This window comes from Streptomyces sp. RK9 (genome assembly GCF_045070545.1).
GTDB lineage: Bacteria > Actinomycetota > Actinomycetes > Streptomycetales > Streptomycetaceae > Streptomyces > Streptomyces alboflavus.
The window spans coordinates 3,787,531-3,809,407 of the sequence record NZ_CP173703.1 but is presented as its reverse complement, the minus strand read 5'-3'; the positions used below and the strand labels follow the sequence as shown (position 1 = coordinate 3,809,407).

General features: G+C 70.7%; 23 protein-coding genes. 16 read left to right on the top strand and 7 right to left on the bottom strand.

Translation table 11 applies throughout. From position 1 onward, the window contains the following. Positions 1-29: 29 nt before the first annotated feature. Positions 30-398 (bottom strand): helix-turn-helix domain-containing protein, encoded by a 369-nt coding sequence (locus AB6L24_RS15735; RefSeq protein ID WP_405655855.1) that lies wholly within the window; start codon positions 396-398, stop codon positions 30-32. Positions 399-682: 284 nt separating this feature from the next. On the opposite strand from AB6L24_RS15735, the gene AB6L24_RS15730 reads away from it, so the two are divergent. Then, positions 683-1,444, top strand: coding sequence for a BTAD domain-containing putative transcriptional regulator (locus AB6L24_RS15730; protein WP_405655854.1), 762 nt, complete (start codon positions 683-685; stop codon positions 1,442-1,444). A 13-nt stretch (positions 1,445-1,457) separates the two neighbouring features. On the opposite strand, the gene AB6L24_RS15725 is transcribed toward AB6L24_RS15730, so the two are convergent. After that, positions 1,458-2,483, bottom strand: coding sequence for a bifunctional lysylphosphatidylglycerol flippase/synthetase MprF (locus AB6L24_RS15725; protein ID WP_405655853.1), 1,026 nt, complete (start codon positions 2,481-2,483; stop codon positions 1,458-1,460). Between the two features lie 270 nt (positions 2,484-2,753). On the opposite strand from AB6L24_RS15725, the gene AB6L24_RS15720 reads away from it, so the two are divergent. The 15 genes from AB6L24_RS15720 to AB6L24_RS15650 all read left to right on the top strand — a co-directional run bounded on the left by AB6L24_RS15720 (position 2,754) and on the right by AB6L24_RS15650 (position 16,906). Continuing rightward, on the top strand, positions 2,754-4,394 hold the full coding sequence (locus tag AB6L24_RS15720; RefSeq protein WP_405655852.1) for an aldehyde dehydrogenase family protein: 1,641 nt from the start codon (positions 2,754-2,756) through the stop codon (positions 4,392-4,394). Further along, entirely contained in the window at positions 4,394-5,530 is a 1,137-nt protein-coding gene (locus AB6L24_RS15715) for an acyl-CoA dehydrogenase family protein (RefSeq protein WP_405655851.1), read from the top strand. The genes AB6L24_RS15720 and AB6L24_RS15715 overlap by 1 nt, the downstream gene beginning before the upstream one ends. A gap of 8 nt (positions 5,531-5,538) precedes the next feature. Beyond that, positions 5,539-6,858 (top strand): aspartate aminotransferase family protein, encoded by a 1,320-nt coding sequence (locus tag AB6L24_RS15710; RefSeq protein WP_405655850.1) that lies wholly within the window; start codon positions 5,539-5,541, stop codon positions 6,856-6,858. After that, complete coding sequence (locus AB6L24_RS15705) at positions 6,851-7,330, top strand: type II toxin-antitoxin system RatA family toxin (protein WP_405655849.1); 480 nt, start codon at positions 6,851-6,853, stop codon at positions 7,328-7,330. Before AB6L24_RS15710 ends, AB6L24_RS15705 begins: the two co-directional genes overlap by 8 nt. Further along, positions 7,330-7,857 carry a hypothetical protein gene (locus AB6L24_RS15700; RefSeq protein WP_405655847.1) on the top strand — a complete coding sequence of 176 codons (528 nt, stop codon included), beginning with the start codon at positions 7,330-7,332 and terminating at the stop codon, positions 7,855-7,857. The genes AB6L24_RS15705 and AB6L24_RS15700 overlap by 1 nt, the downstream gene beginning before the upstream one ends. Continuing rightward, positions 7,854-8,426 carry a flavin reductase family protein gene (locus AB6L24_RS15695; RefSeq protein ID WP_405655846.1) on the top strand — a complete coding sequence of 191 codons (573 nt, stop codon included), beginning with the start codon at positions 7,854-7,856 and terminating at the stop codon, positions 8,424-8,426. The genes AB6L24_RS15700 and AB6L24_RS15695 overlap by 4 nt, the downstream gene beginning before the upstream one ends. 2 nt (positions 8,427-8,428) lie before the next feature. Further along, a complete protein-coding gene (locus AB6L24_RS15690) occupies positions 8,429-9,388 on the top strand; it encodes a VlmB-like protein (protein ID WP_405655845.1) in 960 nt (319 codons plus the stop codon). Continuing rightward, positions 9,385-10,485: a fatty acid desaturase family protein gene (locus AB6L24_RS15685; RefSeq protein ID WP_405655844.1), complete on the top strand. Its 1,101-nt coding sequence runs from the start codon at positions 9,385-9,387 to the stop codon at positions 10,483-10,485. The genes AB6L24_RS15690 and AB6L24_RS15685 overlap by 4 nt, the downstream gene beginning before the upstream one ends. After that, positions 10,482-11,483: a beta-ketoacyl-ACP synthase III gene (locus AB6L24_RS15680; RefSeq protein WP_405655843.1), complete on the top strand. Its 1,002-nt coding sequence runs from the start codon at positions 10,482-10,484 to the stop codon at positions 11,481-11,483. The genes AB6L24_RS15685 and AB6L24_RS15680 overlap by 4 nt, the downstream gene beginning before the upstream one ends. A gap of 90 nt (positions 11,484-11,573) precedes the next feature. Next, on the top strand, positions 11,574-11,825 hold the full coding sequence (locus tag AB6L24_RS15675) for an acyl carrier protein (protein WP_405655842.1): 252 nt from the start codon (positions 11,574-11,576) through the stop codon (positions 11,823-11,825). After that, the gene (locus AB6L24_RS15670; RefSeq protein WP_405655841.1) at positions 11,822-13,060 is read left to right on the top strand and encodes a beta-ketoacyl-[acyl-carrier-protein] synthase family protein; all 1,239 of its coding nucleotides are present in this window, start codon (positions 11,822-11,824) and stop codon (positions 13,058-13,060) included. The genes AB6L24_RS15675 and AB6L24_RS15670 overlap by 4 nt, the downstream gene beginning before the upstream one ends. A 33-nt stretch (positions 13,061-13,093) precedes the next feature. Further along, positions 13,094-14,584, top strand: a complete 1,491-nt coding sequence (locus AB6L24_RS15665) for an MmgE/PrpD family protein (RefSeq protein ID WP_405655840.1) — start codon at positions 13,094-13,096, stop codon at positions 14,582-14,584. Then, positions 14,581-15,345 (top strand): HAD family hydrolase, encoded by a 765-nt coding sequence (locus AB6L24_RS15660; protein WP_405655839.1) that lies wholly within the window; start codon positions 14,581-14,583, stop codon positions 15,343-15,345. The genes AB6L24_RS15665 and AB6L24_RS15660 overlap by 4 nt, the downstream gene beginning before the upstream one ends. Positions 15,346-15,381: 36 nt before the next feature. Continuing rightward, positions 15,382-16,068, top strand: a complete 687-nt coding sequence (locus AB6L24_RS15655) for an SGNH/GDSL hydrolase family protein (RefSeq protein ID WP_405655838.1) — start codon at positions 15,382-15,384, stop codon at positions 16,066-16,068. 55 nt (positions 16,069-16,123) lie between these two features. Beyond that, positions 16,124-16,906 (top strand): SCO6745 family protein, encoded by a 783-nt coding sequence (locus AB6L24_RS15650; protein WP_405655837.1) that lies wholly within the window; start codon positions 16,124-16,126, stop codon positions 16,904-16,906. A 56-nt stretch (positions 16,907-16,962) separates the two neighbouring features. Here the strand turns inward: AB6L24_RS15650 and AB6L24_RS15645 are convergent, their stop codons facing one another. From AB6L24_RS15645 to AB6L24_RS15625, 5 genes are all read right to left on the bottom strand, one after another. Continuing rightward, the gene (locus AB6L24_RS15645) at positions 16,963-17,673 is read right to left on the bottom strand and encodes an SGNH/GDSL hydrolase family protein (protein WP_405655836.1); all 711 of its coding nucleotides are present in this window, start codon (positions 17,671-17,673) and stop codon (positions 16,963-16,965) included. Next, positions 17,670-18,734, bottom strand: coding sequence for a ketoacyl-ACP synthase III family protein (locus AB6L24_RS15640; RefSeq protein ID WP_405655834.1), 1,065 nt, complete (start codon positions 18,732-18,734; stop codon positions 17,670-17,672). Before AB6L24_RS15640 ends, AB6L24_RS15645 begins: the two co-directional genes overlap by 4 nt. A 42-nt stretch (positions 18,735-18,776) precedes the next feature. Then, on the bottom strand, positions 18,777-19,046 hold the full coding sequence (locus AB6L24_RS15635; RefSeq protein WP_405655832.1) for an acyl carrier protein: 270 nt from the start codon (positions 19,044-19,046) through the stop codon (positions 18,777-18,779). Between the two features lie 66 nt (positions 19,047-19,112). Then, the gene (locus tag AB6L24_RS15630) at positions 19,113-20,678 is read right to left on the bottom strand and encodes an amino acid adenylation domain-containing protein (RefSeq protein WP_405655831.1); all 1,566 of its coding nucleotides are present in this window, start codon (positions 20,676-20,678) and stop codon (positions 19,113-19,115) included. Further along, positions 20,675-21,808, bottom strand: a complete 1,134-nt coding sequence (locus tag AB6L24_RS15625; protein ID WP_405655830.1) for an acyl-CoA dehydrogenase family protein — start codon at positions 21,806-21,808, stop codon at positions 20,675-20,677. Before AB6L24_RS15625 ends, AB6L24_RS15630 begins: the two co-directional genes overlap by 4 nt. Between the last annotated feature and the right edge of the window lie 69 nt (positions 21,809-21,877).

Genomic DNA, 21,877 nt, shown 5'->3' with positions numbered 1-21,877 from the left:
CTCAGCAGCCCCCTCGGCGATGTGCGACCTCAACCGGAGGCAGAGCCGGGGCGGCCGGGGCGTGTCGCGGCGGCCAGGATGCCGCCGACGAGGGTTGCCAGCGGACCGAGCGGTTCGATCGCATGCGCCGCCCGCTGCGCCACCACCCCACCGCGGCGCATCTCGGCGTTCACTTCCTGAAAGACCTGCTCGTCCAGGAAGTAGGCCAGGCGCCGGATCCCGAGACCCCGCGTGAGCTTCACCAGCGTCTCGAGCGTGAGGTTCGTGCCCTCGGCCGACTCCGCGGCGGCAAGGGTGCGTTTTGAGACACTTGTCAGGCGGGCCAACTCCAGCAAGGTGAACGGGCCTTCCGGGTGATGTCGCCGTATATGACGCAACCGCCTGGCGATCTCGGGCATCACTGATGCATTTTTATCATCCTCGCAGGGCGGGAGCCCTTGATCCTCACTGTTTCCAGTGCTGGCCATTTCTGCACCTCCGGGTGCAATCTATTGCAACTCCTGAGTTCCACTTCCGAAGCAGTCGTTGACCGATGCCGCGCGTCGGATTAAGCTCTCCCGGCCACTATGTGAAACGGGGGAAGAAACATGGATGGTTCGGAAACAAAAGGGATTGAGCAAGCAATTCAGAACGCGGATGCAACGAACGGAAAGACCCCGCTCCGCAGCTCCAGGGAATGCATATGCTGGTGAACTTACTGGGCGATGTGGAGGTGGTGGAGGACGGTGTTTCCGTTTCGCTGCCAGGTGAAAAACTGCGCGCCATCATGGCTGCCCTCGCACTGTCCCCCGCTACTTCTGTCTCCTTCAGTGATCTCATAGACGAACTGTGGGGCGAGCGGCCACCCAGAAATGCCGCCAACTCCCTCCAGAGCCACATCGCCCGGCTGCGCCGTATTCTTGCGGAAGGCACGGGGAAGCCGGACATGCGCGAGGTCATCGAGACCAGCTCCTCCGGTTACATCCTCCGCATACGCCCCGTCGACGTGGACGCCATCCGATTCGAGACACTCGTCGCATCGGTGGAACGGATCATCGACATTCCTCCCCGGCAGGTCGTCGAGCGACTCACCGAGGCGCTCGCGCTCTGGAGAGGGCCCGCACTGCTTGACGCCGGCCCCGGCATGATGTGCCGAACCGCCTACGCGGGCCTGGAGGAGACCCGGCTCATCGCTCGCGAACGTCTCATCGACGCACGCCTCGCGCTGGGTGAATACCAGGCCATGGTGCCGGAGATCGAGCAGCTATCCATGCAATACCCCTTGAGGGAGAGGTTCTGTGAACAGCTCATGACCGCGCTGTATCACTCCGGGCGCCAGGCAGAAGCACTCGACGCATATCAGCGAACCCGTCACCGGCTGACCCACGACCTGGGTCTCGAGCCGAGCGAGAGACTGCAACAGCGGCTTCAGAAGATACTGAGCCGTGCGCCCATGGTCCGGTGAACCGGTCTGCTTCTCAGATCGACTTGGTCACTCTGAGTATCTGCCAGATGGCGCCCGGCCGCACTCCGCCCTCGAAGGCGAGATACTCGGGAAGCACCAGGTGCGGTGCCCACTTCTCCTTGTAGGCGAGCTGGCTTCTGGACGGATAGACAGACTCTCCGTGCTCCGCGAGGAACTTCATGAACTTCGCCGTCATCGGGCTGTGGCTCGGCAGCTCGTGCTCGGGGCGCAGCGTCGTGAACGGAGTGAAGCCGAAGTGCAGCCACCCCGCCCCCTCGTCCCGGAAGACACCCATGGCCGTGGAGTTGAGGGCCTCCATGACGCCAGGCGGGGGGTTCGCGACCCGGCGGCTGAGGTCGTGCAGCCACCCGGGGTTCGAGCCGTAGGCGGGCGAGTAGGAGATGTAGGCGACGGGCGCCCCGTCCAGCAGGCCGACGAAGAGTCTGCGATGTTTCTGCGCGGGACCTCCGAGCTGGCCCACCAGGAACTCGATCTCCTTCACGTGCCGGCCCTTCGATCGCAGCCAGTTCCTGTCGAGCTCGGCCAACTGGCTCCGGTAGCTGTCGAAATCGACTTCGCGCACCTCAAGTCCGCTCCGCCTGGCTCGCGATATCTTGTTCCGGAGCTTGACGAACCGCGATCCACGCAGGGAGAACTCGGCGAGATTCACCGAGTATGACGCTCCGACCTGGTTGATCACGAAGCCTTCGGGCTCGTACATGCCGGCATCCGATGCCTGCAGTTGCATCGCGACGATGCGACGACGTTTCCCGGCCGCGAACTTCTTGAACTCGCGCAAGAGGTCGGCGCGGCATTCCGGCGGGGCGAACACTCCCCCGAACTGGATCAGATAACGGCCGGCTCCACGGAAGACGATGACCCCGTCACCGCCGGGCACGGAAAAGGTCTCGTTTCCTTCGTTGAGAGCCAGAAATGCGCTCGGGTTGTCCGCGTACTTCTCGATCGCCGACTTGATCCGGAACTTTTCGAAGTCATTCGGGAGACACGGGACCGACGCCTGTTCCTTTGACCGCTTCATGGAGGATCCATCCTTCACGTCGCCTCGCCGCAGCATCTGGGGGGAAGCGTATCCATAGATGCGGCAACGCGTCTGACAGGACGGTTTCAGCGCGCTGTCAGCGCTTTTTCAGTGTCCGCTGCCAGGGTCGGGGAAACGTCGAAATGACCACCGACAACGTGGACACGACAGCAGGGAGTGAGAGTGGGGATCACGCAGTTGTCCCACACGGATCCGGCTTCATCACATGCGGCGAAAAGCGCCGTGCCTTTCCGCTCCTATTCTTCCTACGTGGGCGGGCAGGATCGCGAAAGCGACGCCTGGGTGTATGTCGTGAACTCCGGAGTGCTGCTGGACGACGCTTTCGCGAGCCTCACGCTCAAGCGGAAGCTGGAGCGGGGGCGCGTCTCACCGGAGAACCTCCCGCCCAGCATCGTCGGCCGCGTCGCGAAAGCCGACGGGCCGACCGTCGAGGCGGCGCTGGAGGCGGCCGCGGCCGCAGCGCCGGTCTGGGGGGCCTACCCCCTGGAGACCCGCCTCGACAAGGTCGGCGAGCTCCTCTGCCGGAGGCTGACCGAACGGGCCGAGGAGATCACGCGGATCCTGGTCGCCGAAGGACACCCGGTGGTCCTGGCCCGCTGGCAGGTCTCGGGAATGTTGGAGTGCTTCGGCCCGGAATCGTTGGGCTTCTACCGTTCGCAGATGCATCAGGAGTTCCGGCACGGCGAGCGCCGCATCCAGGTCCGCCGGTGCCCGGACGGCGTGGTGTGCGTGAACCCGCCGCAGAACGCGCCCCTGTCCAGCGCCCTCCTCGGCGTCACCTCCATCATGGCCGGCAACGCCCTGGTCGTCCGCGCCCCGCGCAGCGCGCCGCTCGGCGTGATGTACGTCCTGCACGAGGTGGTACGGCCGGTGCTCGAAGAGGTCGGGGCGCCGCCCGGCACGCTCAACGTGGTGTGCGGGGACCCCGTGCCGCTGCTCTCGGCATGGGTGGAGAGCCCTCATGTGGACGACATCATGTACTTCGGCAGCAGCGAGAACGGCGTCCGGTTCCAGGAGCGCTGCCTGACCGCGGGCAAGAAGCCGATCCTCGAACTCGCGGGCAACGACGTGGTGGTGGTCTGGAAGGACGCCGACCCGGAGCTGGCGGCGGAAGCGCTGACGGAGAGCTTCTACGGCTCGGGCCAGCTCTGCATGATTCCCAACCAGGTGGTGGTGCACCCGGACATCGCCGACGCCCTCATCGCCTCCCTCGTCCGTCAGGTCGGCCACATCAGGCCGGGGCGGCCGGAGGAGGAGGACGTCCTGCTCACCCCGGTGCTGCGCAACGAGAAGTTCTTCGGCTGCCTGCGCGACGCGTTGGACAAGGGCGCCGAACTGGCCTGTGGCGGACACGCGATGCAGGCCGACGAGAGCCGCGACACCGCGGGCATCTTCCTGGAGCCGACGGTCGTGGTCGTGCGCGGCCTTGAGGGCGCGCGCGACATCGACGCCGTACGACACGAGACGTTCTTCCCGCTGTTGCCGCTCATCGTCGCGGAACGGGCGCCGGACGAGGTGCTCCTCGAGCGCTTCGTCGCCTACGTGAACAGCAATGAGTACGGCCTGCGCAATTCGGTGTGGGCGACCTCGTCGACGGTCGTCGACACCTTCCTCAGCCAGGTCCGCAGCGGCGGACTGCTGAAGATCAACGACTCCCACATCGGCTTTCTCCCCTATCTGCCCACCCACGGCGGCACCGGCCTGACCGGGGGCGTCTTCGGCGAGGCCAACTATCCGATCCTGCGGACGAGCCATCTGCAGGGAGTCAGCATCAGCCCCGGATCCAGGCCCCGGGAGGCCGTGTTCGGAGCGTGGAACGCCTTGCTCCCCACGAAGGTCCCCACGGCGTTCCCCACGACGTTCCCCACGAAGAGGAGTCAGGAGTTCTGATGCGCTCACTCGACGCGGCACGACAGACGTGCGAGGACTTCCTGCCCGGACTCCTCGGCAGGCTCGGCGACATCCCGCTGGAAGAGCTCGAGCGGCCGGGCAGCCCCGCCGTCGACCTCTTCCGCTCAGCCGGCGGTTCCGGTCTGGTGATCCCCAAGACCTATGAGGGGGCGGGCGCCAATCCGCTCCAGGCCCTGGAGGTGACGCGCGCCATCGCCGCGGCCGCCCCCTCGCTGGCCGTCGCCACCACCATGCACCACTTCTCGGTGGCCACCCTCTTCACGCTCGCCGACAGCCTGCAGAGCAGCGGCATGGAGTGGGCGCTCCTGGAGGGCATCAGCTCCCAGAACCTGTTGGTGGCCTCCGGTTTCGCCGAAGGGCAGCCGGGGCGCGGCATTCTCGCCCCGACCATGACCGCACGGGCCGTCGAGGGCGGCTACGCCGTCAACGGATCGAAGAAGCCGTGCAGTCTGTCCCGGTCGATGGACCTGCTCACCGCGAGCGTGGCGCTGCCGCTCCCGGACGGCGGCAGCGACATGGCGGTGCTGCTCGTGCCGAGCGAGGCCGAGGGCATGAGCGTGCGGCCGTTCTGGTCCAGCTGGGCCCTTGCGGGCGCGGAGAGCGACGAGATCCGGCTCACCGACGTCTTCGTCGACGAACAGCAGATCATGCGGACCGAGTTGGGGGACGCCGGGGAGCTCGACGAACTCCAGACCGTCGGGTTCATCTGGTTCGAACTGCTCATCTCCGCCTCCTACGTGGGCATCGCGAGCTCCCTGGTCGAGCGGGTGGTGGCCCGCGGGCGCGGCAGCGAATCCGACCGTGCCCAGCTGGTCGCCCGCCTGGAGTCGGCCGTGCTCCTGCTGGAGGGGACGGCCCGCATGATCCTGGACGGCGAGACGGGCAACACCGGTCTCGGCAAAGCCCTGTTGGCCAGGTTCGGCTGCCAGGACGCGCTCGGCGACGCGGTCCGCCGGGCCGTGGAAGCACTCGGCGGCATGGCCTTCATCGGCTCCTCGGACGTCGCCTACCTCGCCGCGGCCTCGCACGGCCTCGCCTTCCACCCCCCGTCCCGCAGCAGCTTCGCCGGGCCCCTCATGGAGCACGTCGACGGCAGGCCGCTGAGGCTCGCGTGAGGACATCGATGAGCGTGACATCAGCACCGTCCGCGCCGCCGGCCGGCGGCCCCGGACCGGCGTACGAGCGAGGGACGCTGGGGAAGCTCTACCGGACCCGGCTCAGCAAGGGCCGGGCCGTCCTCGGCGAGATGTTCGGCGGCCACGTCGAGTGGGAGTCGAAGGGCGCCTGGGTGACCACCACCGAGGGCAAGCGCGTCCTCAACTGCGGTGGGTACGGCGTACTGCTGCTCGGTGCCCGGCACCCCACCGTCGTACGACTGGTCGAGGAGCAGCTGCACCGGAACCCGGTCGCCACCCGAGTGCTCCTGGAACCGCAGGCGGCCCTGGCGGCGGACGCCTTGGTGGAGGTGGTCCCGCCCGGCCTCGAACGCGTCCACTTCGCGAGCTCGGGGGCCGAGGCCGTCGAGACCGTCATCAAGATGGCGCGGACCAAGGGCAAGGACCAGCTGGTGGCGATGCACGCCGGCTACCACGGCAAGAGCATGGGGGCGCTCAGCCTCACCGACAAGGAGGTGTTCCAGGCGCCCTTCCGGCCGTTGCTGCCCGACGTCCGCCATGTGCCGTTCGGCGATGCCGGGGCACTGGACCGGTTGCTCGCCACCCTTGCGGGGCGGGGCTGCGTCGTCGTCGAGCCCGTCCAGGGGGAGGCAGGTGTCATTCTCCCGCCCGACGGCTATCTGAGGGCCGTGGCCGAGGCGTGCCGCCGGCACGGCGCGTTCTTCGTCCTTGACGAGGTGCAGACCGGACTCGGCCGCCTGGGCACCTGGTTCGGGGCGGACCGGGAGGGCGTCACACCCGACGCGCTGCTCGTGGGCAAGGGGCTCAGCGGCGGTGTGGTCCCCGTGTCGGCGGTGGTGGCCACGCCGAGCGCGTTCTCCGTCTTCGACCGCGACCCCTATCTGCACACGTCCACGTTCTCCGGCGTGCCTCTCGCCATGGCGGCGGCCCGCGGCGCGATCACGGCCATCAAGGACGAAGGGCTCGTCGAACGCTCCCGTGAACTGGGCGCCGAACTGCTCACCACCCTGGGCGACACGGCCAGGGAACACTTCGGCGAAGCGGTCCGCGAGGTGCGCGGTCGCGGCCTACTGCTCGGCTTCGAGTTCGCCGAGCCCGGTATCGCCGGGGACCTGCTGATCGAGCTGGTCGCGCGGGGCGTCATCGCCAATCACTCGCTCAACTCCCATCTGACGCTGCGGCTGACGCCGCCCGCGATCCTCGACAGGTCGGACGTGGCCTTCCTGTACGAGGCGTTCGACGGCGCCTGCCGGGCGCAGGCGTCCCGTTACGTGCCGACTTCCAAAGGTGGCCCTGATCATGCGTAGCGTTCACGTGGCTCTCGCCCTGCCGGACACCGACCCCGGCGCGGTCTTCGACCGGGTGCGGAACTTCGCCGCCTATCCCGAGCTCGCTCCCGTGGTCCGGTCCGTGGCCGTGCACGAGGTCAGCGCCGCGGAGGAGACCAGCGACTGGGAGGTGTACTTCCGCAACGGCATCCTGAGCTGGACGGAGGAGGACCGTCTGGACCGGGCACGGCTGACGATCGACTTCTCCCAACTCGACGGCGACTTCGAGTCGTTCACCGGATCCTGGCGGGTGTCCCGGGCGGACACGGGGTGCCGTGTGGACTTCGACGCCGAGTTCGACTTCGGCATTCCGAGCCTGGCCGGGATCCTGGATCCGGTCGCCGTGCGGGTCTTCAAGGAGACCATCGCCCGCATCGTCAGCGCCCTCTTCGCCGGCGCCGCCGTGCTGGACGACGAGGCGGTCGCAGAGGCACTTGCGGGGTCGAGCTGATGGACGCCAAGAACCTCTTCATGACCGGCACCACCGCGTGGCTGATCCGTGCGGAGTACGGGCTCGGCCTGGTCGTCTCCGTGGTGCTCTTCTTCGTACACATCGGCGACGTGCGCTGGATCCCGGCCGTCGTGCTCTTCGTCTACATCGACCTGATCGGCTATCTGCCCGGCGCCTACCGCTATCACCGCGCCCACGCCAGGGACAAGGCCGCGGGGCGGACCGGCGGCACGGAGATCCCGAAGATCTACTTCATCCTCTACAACGTCATGCACAGCCTCGTGACCCAGGGCCTCGTCGCGCTGGTCTGGATAGCGGTGTGGGGCTTCGAGTGGGCCCTGCTGGCCCTGCCCATCCATCTCTTCGGCGACCGGGCGCTGTTCGGGAACTTCCTCAAGCCCTTCGCGCTGACCTTCGAGCCGGAGACGCACCCCGCGTACCGGCGCTTCAGGAGCGATTTCGGCGAGGTCGCGGCCGTGGGTGACGCCGTCCGCGTGCCGCGGCCGGTCGGGACGGGCTCGCTGTGAGCGGCGCGACCGCCGAGCAGACGCTCACGGCCTGGCCACCGGGAGCGGCGCCGTCGGCGGCGGTGTCGGCGGCGGTGTCGGCGGGCGGCCCCGCGGCCCAACTGGCCACCGGTGTCGTGGTGCTGACCTGCGGCGGCGAAGCGGACGTCCAGGGAGTCACCGTCAGCACGCTGGCCCTGGCGTCGGTCGAGCCGCCCATCGTCTCCGTCGCGTTACGGCGCGGCAGCCGGGGCCTGAGGGTGCTGCTGGGCACCTCCACCTTCGTCGTCAACGTCCTGGGATCACGGCAGGAAGGGCTGGCCAGGCACTTCGCCCACAGACGCCGGCCGACGGGCATCGATCAGCTGGATCCCGACACCTGGGCCGGCCGCACGCAGGACGGTGTGCCCGTGCTGCGCGACGCCTTCGGCTGGCTGCTGTGCAGCGTGCAGCGCACCGTTCCGGTGGGCGATCACGAACTGCTGCTCGCCAGGGTCGACCGGTCCGTGTGCGGCGGCGGCGCGCCGCTGCTCAACTTCGCCGGCCGGATACACCGGCTGCCTGCCACCACGACTTCGGAAAGGGACTGACCATGGCTCTCGCGAACATCCCGGCAGAGGCCGACTGGACGCAAGCCCCGTCGCTGGTGGACGGGGCCATCGAGCTCGAACTGACCGCACGCTCCTGCGACTTGCGGTATTGGCTGGGCGCCGTGCCGCAGGGCACCCTGCGGGGCCACGTGCTGGGGCACGCCGACGACGTACGCCCCCATCCCGTGATGACCCGGCCGGGCCCGTTGAACAGCGCGCTCACGCAGGAGCTGGCGTTCCGCTCCATCGCGGAGGAGAAGGCCACGCGCGCCATCGCCCACATGGTGGCGCTGGCCCCCGACAACGACAGCCTGGAGTTCTACTCCACCCAGCTGCTCGACGAGGCACGGCACGCCATGGTGTTCCGGAACCATCTGCTGCAACTGGGCATCGGACAGGACGAGCTGTGGACGACCGTCGAGCGTCTCGCGGGGGCCGACCGGGACGCGGTCCTGGTCCCGCTGGAGGAGTTCGGGCTGCGCTCCCTGCGCGACCGGGGTGACTTCATCGGCGGTGTGCTGGTCCTGACGGTCCTGGTCGAGGGTGTCCTGGCGCCGGCCGCCGAGCTGAGCGAGCGCAAGTGGCGCGTCTTCGATCCGGCCGCCGCCGACATCGAGCGCGGCGCGGGCATCGACGAGATACGGCATCTGGCGGTCGGCAGTTCGATCCTCCGCGATCACCTGCTCAACCGCCCCGAGGACAAGCCGCGTCTGCTGGAACTCATGGCGGAGGGCTACGAGCTGTGGGGGCGGCTGCCGGTCGAGGACGTGGTGCTCAACCGGGAGAAGCTCTTCCAGCAGGGCATCGAACAGCACGGCGAGCTGCTCGGCGACTACGAGGTGTGGCCCGGACGCCGGCTCGTCGACACCACGATCGAGGAGCGCATGGCCACCGGCCAGGAGTGGGCGCGGCGCATGCAGCACTCCCGCCTCGCCTCCATGGGCCTCGAGGAGGCGTTGTGACTCGCCTGGACAAGGGGCCCGGCACACCGGCGGCCGGTGCGGTGGGCGCCGTTCGGACCGGTCCTGCCGACCTGGAGGAGGTCACCCGCCTGGTGAGGTCCGCCGGGCTGATGGACCAGCAGCCCGCCTACTACGTCTACAAGATCGTGTTCAATCTGCTGCTGCTGTCCGGGGCCTGGGTCCTCTTCGCGGGGCTCGGCGACAGCTGGTGGCAGCTGGCGACCGCGGTGCTGCTCGCCTTCTGCTTCGCCCAGACGGATCTGCTGGGACACGACGCGGGCCACCGGCAGATCTTCCGCACCCGCAAGGCGAGTGACGTCATCGGGTACATCCACGGCAACCTGCTGACCGGCGTCAGCTTCGGCTGGTGGGTGGGGCACCACACGAAGCACCACAACTTCCCCAACCACCTCTCTCTCGACCCTGACATCACGCGCCGACAGGTGATCTTCGCCGGCAAGGACCGCAGCAAGCGCACCAGCACCGCCGGGCGGTTCATCGTGCGCCACCAGGCCTGGATGTTCTACGTACTGATCATGATGGAAGGGCTGCGGCTGCACCTGTCCGGTTATGTGGCGGCCCGCAAGGGCGCGCTCAAGCGGCACAAGGCCGCCGACCTGAGCATGCTCAGCTTCCATCTGGTGGCCTATCTCGCCGCCGTGTTCTACGTGCTGCCACCGGGCAAGGCCGTCGCGTTCATCGTGGTCCATCAGGCGCTGTTCGGCTTCTACATGGGCCTGCTGTTCGCGCCGAACCACAAGGGTCTGCCCGTGCGGGACGGCGAGAAGGAAGAGCTCGACTGGATCACCCGCCAGGTGGTCACGTCGCGCAACCTGCTCCCCAGCCGCATCACCCAGTTCTTCTACGGCGGGCTCAACTACCAGATCGAGCACCACCTGTTCCCGTCCATGCCCCGCCGCAACCTGCATCGGGCCCAGCCTCTGATCAAGGACTACCTCGTGAGCCACGGGCTCCCGTACGTCGAGGTGCGCGTGGTGAGGTCCTATCTGGAAGTCGCGGACTACCTGGGCGAGGTCAGCCAGGAGGTACGGGACCTGGAACAGCGGGACGCCGTCCTCGCGCAGGCCCGGCGGTGAGCCCGGCGGCAGTGGTCCGGGGCATCGGCGCCTGGGTTCCGCCCCGGGTCGTCACCAACGAGGAGCTGGCCGCGGAGCTGGACACCTCGGACGAGTGGATCCGCAGCAGGACCGGCATCGCCCGGCGGCACATCGCCGACCCGGGGACGGCCACCTCGGACCTGGCGGTCGAGGCCGGCGGCAGAGCGCTGAAGTCCGCTTCGGTGGACGCGGCGGACTGCGTCATCGTGGCCACCACCACGCCGGACCGAATCTGCCCGGCCACCGCGCCCCTGGTGGCCTCCCGGCTCGGCCTCGGCACGGCCGCCGCGTTCGACGTGGGCGCGGTGTGCACCGGCTTCCTCTACGCGCTGGCCGCCGGGGCCGGACTCGTCACCGCGGGTACGGCCCGAAGCGTCCTCGTGCTGGGCGCGGACACCTTCTCCAGCATCCTCGACCCCCGGGACCGCTCGACCCGGGCCGTCTTCGGGGACGGGGCGGGCGGGGTCGTGCTGAGCGCGGGCGACGCCGGGGAGCCGGGTGCCCTGGGCCACTTCGACCTGGCGAGCGACGGCACGGGCAGCGGGCTGATCACGGTGCCGTCGGGCGGCTCCCGCGACCCGATCCGGGCCGCCTCGGTGGGGCGGGCCGACCCGTACTTCCGCATGGAGGGCAAGGCCGTGTTCCGTAACGCGGTGGAGCGGATGGCCGCTTCCTCCCTGCGGGTCGCGAAGGACAGGGGCTGGAGCGTGGCCGGCATCGACCTGCTGGTGGCGCACCAGGCGAACCTGCGCATCATGCACGCCGTCGCCGATCAGATGAGGCTGCCCAGGGAGCGCTGCGCGGTCAACGTCGACCGGGTCGGCAACACCGCGGCGGCGTCCATCCCGCTCGCGCTCGTCGACGCGGTGGAGGACGGCACGCTCCTGCCCGGCCACCAAGTGGTCCTGACCGCCTTCGGCGGCGGACTGACCTGGGGCTCGTGCGCCCTGCGATGGCCCGACCTGGTGCCCGGCTGAGAACGGCGCGCTCCCGAAGGCCCCCGAGGGGCCCGAAGGAAACAGTCAGTCCCGTCCCACAGCGACACCCGACATCTCAAGGAGACCCCGATGAGCGACAGCAACGACATCTACGACCGTCTTGTGGCCCTGCTGGTGGAGGGCTTCGGCCTGGAGACCGGCGAGGTCGACCCGGAGCAGACGTTCAGCGAGCTGGAGATGGACTCCCTCGCGCTGGTCGAGCTCGGCCTGACCGCCCAGCAGGAGTTCGGCGTCGCGCTCGCGGACGAGGACATCCAGTCGGGCGACACCATCAGCCAGGCCGCCAAGGTCATCGAGACCAAGGTGGCGAGCCTCGCATGACGTCCGCCCGCAGGCCGTCGCACGCGGCGGTGACCGGCATCGGCCTGGTGACCGCCGCGGGCATCGGCGCGGACACCGCGTGGCGCACCATCCGCGCGGGCGAGGCGACGGCCGCGGCGCCCGTCCCCGCGCTGGCGGGCACGCCCGCCGACTTCGGCTGCGCGGTCCGGGACTTCGGCCGGTCGGGCCCCATCGAGCGGCGCAAGGCGTGGCGGCTCGACCGCAGCAGTCAGTTCGCCGTCGCCGCGGCGGGCGAAGCGCTGGCGGACTCCGGCCTCGACCCCGCCACCTGGGACGGAGCCCGCGTCGCCGTGGTGCTCGGCAGCGGCATCGGCGGCGCGGCCACCTGGGAGAAGCAGCACCAGGCGCTCCTTCGGGACGGACCCGAACGGGTCTCCTCGCTGCTCATCCCGATGCTGGCGGTCAACATGCCTGCGGGCTACGTGGCCATGGAGTGCGGCGCGCGGGGCCCCAACCTCGTCACGGCGACGGCGTGCGCGTCGGGCGCCACAGCCGTGGGCGTCGCCCGTGACCTGCTGCGGTCGGGGGCCTGCGACGTCGTGATCACGGGCGGCACGGAGGCATGCCTGGTCCCCTCCATCATCTCCGGGTTCAGTCAGATGGGAGCGCTGTCCGCACGGCGCGGGGATCTCCGTACCGCCTCCCGCCCCTTCGACGTCGACCGGGACGGATTCGTGCCGGCGGAGGGCGCCGCCGTCCTGGTCCTCGAACGGGCCGAGGACGCGCGGGCCCGTCGAGCCCGGGTCCACGCCCTCGTCAGTGGATACGGCGCGTCCGCGGACGCCTACAACGCCACCGCCCCCGACCCCGAGGGCGTGGGCGCGGAACTGGCGCTGCGGGCCGCCCTGGCCGACGCCGGCGTCGGCCCCGGTGACGTCGACCACGTGAACGCACACGGGACGTCCACTCCGTTGAACGATGTCGCCGAGGCAAGGCTCATCGGCCGCGCGCTCGGCGCGCGTCCTGCGGTGTCCTCGGTCAAGGGCGTGCTCGGGCACGCGCTCGGCGCCGCCGGGGCGATCGAGGCCGCGGTCACGGCGATGACCCTGGAGCACGGGTTCATTCCACCGACCGCCAACCTGGAGAGCCAGGACCCCCGGATCGAGATCGACGTCGTCTCCAAGACCGGCCGGGACAGCCGCCCCGAGGTGGCCGTCAGCAATTCCTTCGGATTCGGCGGACAGAACGCCGTGCTCGTACTCACTCGGGCCTGACCCCGGGCCCACGACGACAGGCAGGGGTGTGAGGTGCCACGAACACCGCAAGCCGACGGGTCGTTGACGGTGCGGCTCGCAGAGTGGGCGTCCGGTCTGCGCCACGCGGACCTGCCCGACCGGATCGACGCCTATGCGACCAGCCAGCTCATCTCGCACCTCGCCGTGGTCCGGGCCGGCATGGCGCACCCGCTGGGGCAGCGGCTCGTGAAGGCGTTCGGGTCGCCGACCGACGACTGCCCCGATCAGGCGGCGTACGTCCTGGCGGCGCTCTCCGCGTGTCTGTACTACGAGGACAGCATGTACGTGGGCCACGTCTCGCACTCATCGGTCGGCGTGCCCTTGGCCTTCCGCAACGAACAAGGGCTCACCGGGGCGCAGTTGCTCACAGCGATGGTCGCCGCCAACGAGTGCGCGGCCCGGGTCACCGCGGCGAGCACGCTGGGACCCTTCCGCGGCCAGACCGCCGCGCACGCCCAACTGGTCGGTGCCGTCGCGGCGGTGTCGCACGGGGCGGGCGCGCCCGTGCGCCGATGGACCGACGCCTGGGGCATAGCTCTGGCCGCCCCGCCGTGGTCCCTGCGCCGCGCCTTCCTCGGAAGTGACGCCAAGGTGCTCTCCGCCGCCGTGCCCGTACGCATCGGCCTGGACGCGTGCCGGGCGGCGGAGGCGGGGCTCACGGGAGCCGAGGACATCCTGGAACACCCCGGAGGGCTGCTCGCCAAGGTCTCCGACGTGGCCTCGCCCGAGGTGGTCACGGCGGGGTTCGGTACCCGCTGGCACACGGAGACCTTGTCCTTCAAGGTCCATCCCGCCGGTGCCTACGTCGACGCGGCCATCGACTGTGCCGCCGAGCTGCACGGCCTGCTCACGCCCACGGAGATCGACGACATCGACGAGATCGTGGTGCGGGCCGCGCGCCTGACCATGGTGATGGACGGCGAGGCACGGCCGTATCTCGACCGCGAGCGCTCCGCGATCCTCGCGCTCAACCTCTCCGTGGCCTACAACGTGGCGACCGCGCTGCTCACCGGCTCCGTGACGGCCGACGATCTCGCCGAGCCCGCCACCGCCGACCCCGTGCGCTGGGCGCTGGCAGCCAAGGTCCGCCTCACCTACGACCCCGGGCTGAGCCGTCGGCTGCTGGCCGCCACGGCACCCCTGGGGGAGGCGCTGCGGCAGGCCGAGGGGCGGGCGCAGGAGTGGTTCGCCGCGTTCTCCGGTGGGAGGGCCGCGCCCGGCGTCTTCCCCGGGGGCGAGCCGAGTGTGACCTTCGAGCACGCCACGAAGGCCATCGGCTCCCGGATCGAGGTCACGCTGCGCGGTGGCCGCGCACTGCGGGCGGAGCGCACGCACGCCGTGGGCTCGGCCGGGGCCCGGACCCGCCGCGACCACCGGGCGATCGCGCGCGCCAAGCTGGCCGCCACCGGTGTGCCACCGGACGCCGTCGATGCGCTGGAGCACACCTCCTCGCTCGGGGCGGCCGAACTCGACGCGACGGTCCGGGAGGTGCTCGGCGCATGACGGATCGCACCCGTGTCGGCACCCGCTCCCGGGCGGCCTTCTTCGACGTCGACGAGACCCTGATCTCGGTGAAGAGCATGTTCCGGTTTCTCGCGCACCACTTCGCGGCGATCGGCAGACCTCCGTCCGCCTACGACGAGCTGATCGCCGAGCTGCGCGCGCTCGCCGCCGAGGGAGCCGGCAGGGCCGAGGTCATGCGCGCCTACTACCGCGTGTACGCGGGACAGCGCGCCGCGGACCTGTCCGCACAGGGGCGTGCGTGGTTCCGGCGGGAGCAAAGTGCCGGGGAGCTGTTCCTGCCCGCCTGCGTGGAGGCCTTCCAGGAGCATCTGCGCCGGGGAGACCTCACCGTGCTGGTGTCCGGCTCCTTCGCCCCGTGCCTCGATCCGCTGGCCGACTTCCTCGGCGCCGCGCAGGTCGTGGGCGCGCGCCTCGAAACCGTCGAAGGCGTCCACACCGGCCGCCTCGTCACGCCCATGCTGGGCGAGGACAAGGCGGCCGCGGCCCAGGCCGTCATGGACGCCCACGGCATGGACCCCGCCGAGTGCGCCGCCTACGGCGATCACTCCTCCGACCTGCCCATGCTCCTGACCGTCGGGCACCCGGTCGTGGTGGGCGACGATCCCGTCCTGGTCCGGTACGCGACGGCCCGTGGCTGGCGGCGGCTGCCGGGCCGGACCGGCTGCCTCGACGCCACGACGGCGCCGGAGGATGGCGCCGGATTCTCGCCAGCCCGCCCACCCCCCGGCTGGCATCGTTGATCTCCCTCCCCGCGAAGCGTTCAGAGGAGTCCAGACATGACCGACACGACGGAGTACGCAGCCGAAGCCGCCGACCCGTACTTGCTGTCCCCGGGCGAGGGCGCCCGTCTGCTGGCCGACGCCCCGTGGAAGCGGCTCGCCGTGCTGGGCGACAGCGGCGCGGAAGGAGTCACCGAGGCGTACGAGGGCTATCGGCACCTGCCCTGGGTGGAGCGCTTCGTCCCGGAGCTCCGGGCCGTGCAGCCGGGCCTGGAGACCCTCAAGCTGGGGCTGCGCAACCTCTTCGCCGCGCAGGTGCGCGAGACGCAGCTGGCACCGGCGCTGGAGTTCCGGCCGGACCTGGCCGTCGTGTTCTGCGGGGGCAACGACATGTTGCAGCGGCACTTCGACGTCGACGCGGTCGAGGCCGAACTGGCCCTCATCATCACGCCGTTGCGCGAGGCGGGGGCCACGGTCGTCACCTCGGGCCTCTTCGACATCACGGTCTCCCCGTACGTCGACGAGCGCTACCGCAAGCCGATGAGCGAGCGCATCGCCGCCTGGTCGGAGCGGACCAAGCAGGTGGCCGAGCGGCTCGGCGCGGTCCACCTGGACCTGCCCCGGCACCCCGCCGGCGACCAGGAGATCTTCAGCACCGACGGCCTGCACCTCAATGCCCGCGGCCAGGCGATCTTGTGCACCGAGATCGTACGAAGCCTGGGGAAGCACCTGCAGGGCCGCTGACCGGAGCCTGCGTCGCGGGCGCCGCCGACCACATCTGTCCAGGGGAGAATCTGTGATGTCCGGTGCGCGGGCGTGCGTGGCCACGACCAAGGACGACGTGCGCCGCCTCGGCGGCTCCTTCATGAAGAGCCCGGAGGCCCGGCAAGCCGCCGCGGACCTCGGCATGTCCCGCTTCGGCTACTACTTCCGCGGCCGTGGCGGTGTCCTGGGCCCGGTGAGCGCGGAGGTCACCGCCGCCGTCTTCGGGTTCTTCCCGCCGGAGTTCGTGCGCACGCACTGCGCGGCGCCACCGGACACCCCGCCGCTGCCGCGGATCGCGGCCAGCTACGCGGATTCGTGCCGTGCCTGGGGGCGCCGCTGCCTGGCCGGCTTCTCGTCCGCCGACCGGCTGGCCGAGCTCCTGGAGGCCGTCGTCGACCGCGTGGAGGTGCCCGGCATCCCGCTGTTCGCCGGCTGGCGGGACGTCCCGCGCCCCGACGACGCGCCCGCGCGCGTGGGCCAACTGGCCCATGTCCTGCGGGAGCACCGGGGCGGCCTGCACCTCTCGGCCGTGCTCGCCACGGGGATCAGCCCGCTGGAGGCCACCCTCACCCGGGACAACGGCCTGCGACGGGCGGAGTTCCTGGGCTGGGAAGGCCCCTACCCCCGTATCGACGGCGAGACCCGCTCCCGCCGTGCGGCGGCCGAGGAGCTGACCGACCGGATGGCGGCCCCCGCCTACGAGACGCTGAGCGCGGGCGAGGCCGACGAGTTGACCGGGCTGCTGCGCGCCGCGTCCGCCCTGGCGATGGCACGGCACCGGCCCGCCGCGTCGCAGACCGCCGGCACCCCCGCCTGAAGCGCCGTCGTGCGGGACCGGAGTTCGCCCGGCCCCGCACGACGGCGCTTCGTCACTCAGATACGGCTCGACAGGAGCATCCCGAGGCCCTGGATGACGGCCCCCGCCGCGATGGCGTGGCCACGGCCGTTCAGATAGGGAGCGGTCGAGCTCCACGGGCTCGGCCCCGGTGTCACGGGCCGCCGCGCGAGGTCCACGTAGAGCGCCCCGTGCCGCAGCGAGATGGCCTCGGTGCGCTCGGCCAGGAGCCGGGCGCGGTACCGCGTCTCGACCCGGCACTGTTCCAGCACCAGCTGGGGGCAGGACAGATCGGGCACGCCCATCGTGAGCACCGCGCAGCCGGTGTCGCGCAGCGGGCCGATCATCCGGCTCAGCTCGATCTCCACCGCGTGGGCGTCGAAGGAGTCGCCCAGGACGTCGGTTCCCCCGCAGGCGATCACCGCGAGGGTGGGCTTGAGGGTCAGCGCCCTGGCGAGCTGACGGGCCCGTACGTCGGCGGCGAGCAGATCCCGCTTACCGAGATTGATGTAGGCCAGTTCGGGATGGACGGCCCGCAGCGTGTTCGCGACACGGTCCGCCCACGACCTGCGCCGGAACCCCTCCACCGGCTCGCCCACCCCCTCGGCCGCTCCGTCGCCGATCACCACGAGGCGATGCCACGGGGAGCCCGCCACCAGCCGCTGCGCCTCGTCCTCGGGCAGGCAGCACGGATCGTCGAGCTCCGCCGGGGCCGCGACGGTCACACCGCCGCGCACGCGTGCCTTCACCCCGCCACCCGCAGGGTCTCGGCGTCCGGCCCCGACCAGTCGGGGACGTCCTCGATCTGCACCACGGCGGTCGTCCAGCAGTAACCGATGCCGACGCCGACCAGCACCACGAGGTCGCCGGCCCGCAGCTGACCCGACTCCAGGAGGTAGGTGAGCCCCGCGAACTGGTCACCCGCGCCGATGTGCGCGGTCCGCCGTCCCCACTCCCACAGGGTCCGGTCCAGGTCGATCTTCAGGGGAGCCAGCAACTGCCAGCTCAGCAGCGGCTTTCCGAGGTTCGGGAGCACGATCTTGACCATCTGGTCCAGGTCGGTGCCGGCCTCGGCCAGGGTCTGCTCCACGTTCTCGACGAGCGCCGCCGAGAGCCGGCCCATCACGGTGTCGAGGCCCTCGCGCTCCGCGAAGCGCTTCTTGCGGCCCCGCAGGTCCAGCGGGGTCCCCGCGAGGTGGGGAGCGTCGGTGAAGCCCCGGTCGGTGTCGCGGTAGAGCCCCTCGAAGAACGGCTCCGACGAGGAGTGGGTGGCGAGCACCCGGGCGACCCCGCCACCGCGGGCGGCCACCATGGCCGTTCCGCCGTCCCCGAAGGCCAGGCCGATGTCGCTGCTCCAGCGGTTGAACCCGGGCGGTGCGAAGCGGTCACCGGTGGTCAGCAGGGCCGCCGCTCCCTCGGGGCCCGCCAGCAGCGTGGGGATGGCCAGGTGCAGGGCGACCATGCCGCCGTCACAGCCGTGGTTCAGCTGGATCGAGGGCGCGCTGCCGCCGATGGTGTGCTGCTGCACATAGGTCGCGGGCGTCCACAGGTCCTCGCCCTGGTGGTAGGTGTGGGCGTGCAGCAGCAACGTGACGGCCTCGGCGTCGAGGCCGCTGCGGGCCATCGCCTGGCGTCCCGCGGCCGCCGCCATGTCGACGGCCGGCTCGCTCTCGCTGACGAGGGCCGATATCAGTTCGTTGTCCTTGCACTCCTGTGTGGAGTATCTGCCTTCGGACACCGCCGTTTCAGCGGGCTCCGGCGACGGCAGGCGGGTTCCCAGACCGGCGATGTAGATGTCGTTCCAGCGCACAGGTGCCAACTCCCTCAGTGGAATGAATCCCGGGCCGTGCGGTCAGACCGTCGGCCGGGCCCGCCGTTTGTCGAGCACCATCAGGGCCACGTTCTCGATGGTCCGGAAGTTGTCCGGGCTCATGTCGCGGGGCGACACGGTCACCTCGTACCGCTCGCTCACGAAGGTGGCGAGCCGCGTCGTGTTCATCGAGTTGAGGATCCCCCACTCGAGGAGCGGGGAGGCGAAGGTCAGGTCGACCGAGGAATCCCCGTCCAGGAACTCCTTGCGGATGTAGGCGTCGATGTCGTTCATCACCGAGGTGGGTTCCATGCGGCGGTGCCGCCTTTCCATGGGTCGTGGGAGGGGGTCGTGGGAGGGGGTCGTGGGAGGCCGGGTTCAGGCGTCGGGGGATGCGGGGGAGCCGGGAGATCCGGCGGACTTCGTGGAGTCGGTGGAGTCGGTGGAGTCGGTGGAGTCGGTGGAGGGGAGCAGGGCGGCGCGCAGCGCCTGCCGGTCGGTCTTTCCGTTCCGGGTGCGCGGGAGTTCGGCGACGGTCAGGACCGCGTCCGGGATCATGTAGCGCGGCAGCCGCTCGGCGCAGTGCCGCTTCAGGGCAAGGAGTCCTGGCGGGGTGCCGTCGGGGACCACCGCGGCGACGATCCGCGCCGCGGTGCCGACGCCGTCCACGAGCACGGTCGCCTCGCCGACGGCGGGGTGCCGGGCCAGGCACGCCTCGATCTCGCCGAGCTCCACCCGGTGGCCGCGCACCTTGACCATCTGGTCGAGGCGGCCGCGGTACTCGAAGCCGCCGTCCGGCCGTAAGCGCACGATGTCGCCGGTCCAGTACGGGCCCTTGTGCGCGCCATGGCCCCAGTAGCCCGCCATGACGGTGGGCCCGTCGACGACCAGCTCCCCCTCCTCTCCGGGGCCCGCGCGCCGCCCGTCGGGCAGGGCCGCCCACACCTCGTCGCCCGAGCAGGCCCGGCCGATCGGCACGGCCTCGCCGGAGGCGATGTCCGCCGCGGTCACCTCGTGGAAGGTGCACACGTTCGTCTCGGTCGGGCCGTACAGGTTGAGGAAGCGGACGCCCGCCAAGTGCCGGTACAGGACGGACAGATAGTCGACGGCGAAGGGTTCACCGGCGAAGAGCAGCGCCCGCAGCGCCGGGGGCGGCGGTCCCTCGCACAGGCTGCCGTCGCGGATCATCAGGATGAGGACCGACGGCACCGAGTACCAGACCGTGATCCGCTCGGCGTGCAGGAACTCGCGCAGCTGCTGCGGCGCGTAGGCCATCGCCGAGGGGATCAGATGGACGGAGGCACCGGCCCGGAAGGCCACGTACAGATCGAGCACCGACAGGTCGAAGCCGAACGGGGCGTGGTTGGCGAAACGGTCCTCGTCCGTCGCGGCCACTTCGGCGGCCGCCCAGTCGACGAACGCCAGGGCGTTGCGGTGGCTGACGCACACCCCTTTGGGCTCACCGGTCGAGCCCGACGTGTAGAGGATGTAGGCGAGATCATCGGGATCCACGGGCGCGGCGGGCACGGCGGGCAACAGCTCACGCCCGTCGTCGTCGGGAAGGCCGTCCAGGACGAGGAGCGGGGGCAGGCCGTCGTCGGACTCCCGCAACAGGGCCGCGCGCCGGGAATCCGTGACGATCACCGTCGCGGAGCAGCCGCGCGCGATCACCTCGGCCCGCCGCGGCGGCACCGAACCGTCCACCGGCACGTAGACCGCGGCGAGCCGGAGCACCGCCTGCATGGCGGCGACCGCCGCGATCGACTTGTCCAGCCAGATCACCACGCGCCCGCTTCCGCGCACCCCCCTCTCGTGGAGCTGCCGGGCCAGGATGTGGGCGGCCCGGTCGAGTTCGCGGTAGGTGACACGGCCTTCCGCGCCCGCCACGGCGAGGTTCCCGCCGGCCCGGCGCGCGCTGTCGCTGACCAGTGCGGCGAGGTTCACAGGCCGAGCCCCTTCGCGATGAGTTCGTGCTGGATCTCGGAGGTCCCGGAGAAGAGCTTGGCCGGGATCACGTCCCGCAGGACGCCTTCGAGCCCCTCGCCCACGAGGTAGCCGCGCGAGCCGAAGATCTGTATCGCGTCGATCGCCGCCTGGACGGCCGCCTCCGATATCGCGAGCTTGGAGAGCGCGCTGTCCATGGGCTCGGCCTCGTTCCGGTCCAGGCGGAAGCAGGCCCGGTAGAGCAGCAACCGCCCGGCTTCGAGCCGGAGTTTCATGTCGGCGATGCGATGGGACACCGCCTGGAAGTCGGCGATGCGGTGACCGAACTGGCGCCGCTCGCGGGCATGGGCCACGCACTGTTCGAGCAGCCGGTCCATGAGCCCGATGTACCCGGCGAACAGGCAGGCCCGCTCCCACGCCATCGAGTGCTGGAAGACGGCGCCGCCCTGCCCCTCGAAGCCCAGGAGGTGGTCCGCCGGAACCCGGCATCCGTCGAACCGGACCGCTCCGGCCGCGCAGGTGTCGAGCCCCATCTTGTCGAAGGGCCCCTCGACGACGAGTCCGGCGGTGTCCCGCTCGACGACGAAGGCGGAGACGCCGAGGAAGCCCGCCGTCGGATCGGTCACCGCGTAGGTGACGAAGACATCCGCCTCCGGAGCGTTGCTGGCCCAGGACTTCACCCCGTCCAGCACGTACGCGTCGCCGTCGCGGACCGCACGCGCGGTCATCGCGGAGACGTCCGAACCGGCCCCGGGCTCCGTCATGGCGTTGGCGGCGACCGAGGTGCCGGAGCACATCGCGGGCAGCAGCCGGGCCTTGAGCTCCTCGGAGGCGAAGACGGAGATCGGGACGGCGCAGGCGAACTGGTGGGCGCTCGCGGCGAAGACGAGTCCCGTGTCGGCGCAGCCCCGGCCGAAGGCCTCGGTCAGATGCGCGGTGTCCAGCGCGGACCGGCCGCCTCCGCCGTGCTCGGCCGCCACGCAGAGCCCCAGCAGCCCCAGCTCGCCGCAGTGCTTCCACAGCTCCCGGAACCCGCCGTCGGCGGTGGGCCCGCCGCTGAAGCGCTCTCGGACCGCCGAGAGCATGTCGTCGTACTCCTTGGCCTGATCGGGCTGCCAATCCAGAAACATCTGACCTCGCTGTAGGGGCGGGAGGAAACCGAAGGGGCCGCGAAGGCCCGGTGCACGGGCACAGGGCGC

Coding starts and splice junctions, on each gene's coding strand:
- AB6L24_RS15650 (WP_405655837.1), top strand. CDS start 16,124: ATGTCCGGTGCGCGGGCGTGCGTGGCCACGACCAAGGACGACGTGCGC.
- AB6L24_RS15675 (WP_405655842.1), top strand. CDS start 11,574: ATGAGCGACAGCAACGACATCTACGACCGTCTTGTGGCCCTGCTGGTG.
- AB6L24_RS15705 (WP_405655849.1), top strand. CDS start 6,851: ATGCGTAGCGTTCACGTGGCTCTCGCCCTGCCGGACACCGACCCCGGC.
- AB6L24_RS15715 (WP_405655851.1), top strand. CDS start 4,394: ATGCGCTCACTCGACGCGGCACGACAGACGTGCGAGGACTTCCTGCCC.
- AB6L24_RS15625 (WP_405655830.1), bottom strand. CDS start 21,808: ATGTTTCTGGATTGGCAGCCCGATCAGGCCAAGGAGTACGACGACATG.
- AB6L24_RS15635 (WP_405655832.1), bottom strand. CDS start 19,046: ATGGAACCCACCTCGGTGATGAACGACATCGACGCCTACATCCGCAAG.
- AB6L24_RS15730 (WP_405655854.1), top strand. CDS start 683: ATGCTGGTGAACTTACTGGGCGATGTGGAGGTGGTGGAGGACGGTGTT.
- AB6L24_RS15655 (WP_405655838.1), top strand. CDS start 15,382: ATGACCGACACGACGGAGTACGCAGCCGAAGCCGCCGACCCGTACTTG.
- AB6L24_RS15660 (WP_405655839.1), top strand. CDS start 14,581: ATGACGGATCGCACCCGTGTCGGCACCCGCTCCCGGGCGGCCTTCTTC.
- AB6L24_RS15735 (WP_405655855.1), bottom strand. CDS start 398: ATGCCCGAGATCGCCAGGCGGTTGCGTCATATACGGCGACATCACCCG.
- AB6L24_RS15710 (WP_405655850.1), top strand. CDS start 5,539: ATGAGCGTGACATCAGCACCGTCCGCGCCGCCGGCCGGCGGCCCCGGA.
- AB6L24_RS15725 (WP_405655853.1), bottom strand. CDS start 2,483: ATGAAGCGGTCAAAGGAACAGGCGTCGGTCCCGTGTCTCCCGAATGAC.
- AB6L24_RS15670 (WP_405655841.1), top strand. CDS start 11,822: ATGACGTCCGCCCGCAGGCCGTCGCACGCGGCGGTGACCGGCATCGGC.
- AB6L24_RS15700 (WP_405655847.1), top strand. CDS start 7,330: ATGGACGCCAAGAACCTCTTCATGACCGGCACCACCGCGTGGCTGATC.
- AB6L24_RS15690 (WP_405655845.1), top strand. CDS start 8,429: ATGGCTCTCGCGAACATCCCGGCAGAGGCCGACTGGACGCAAGCCCCG.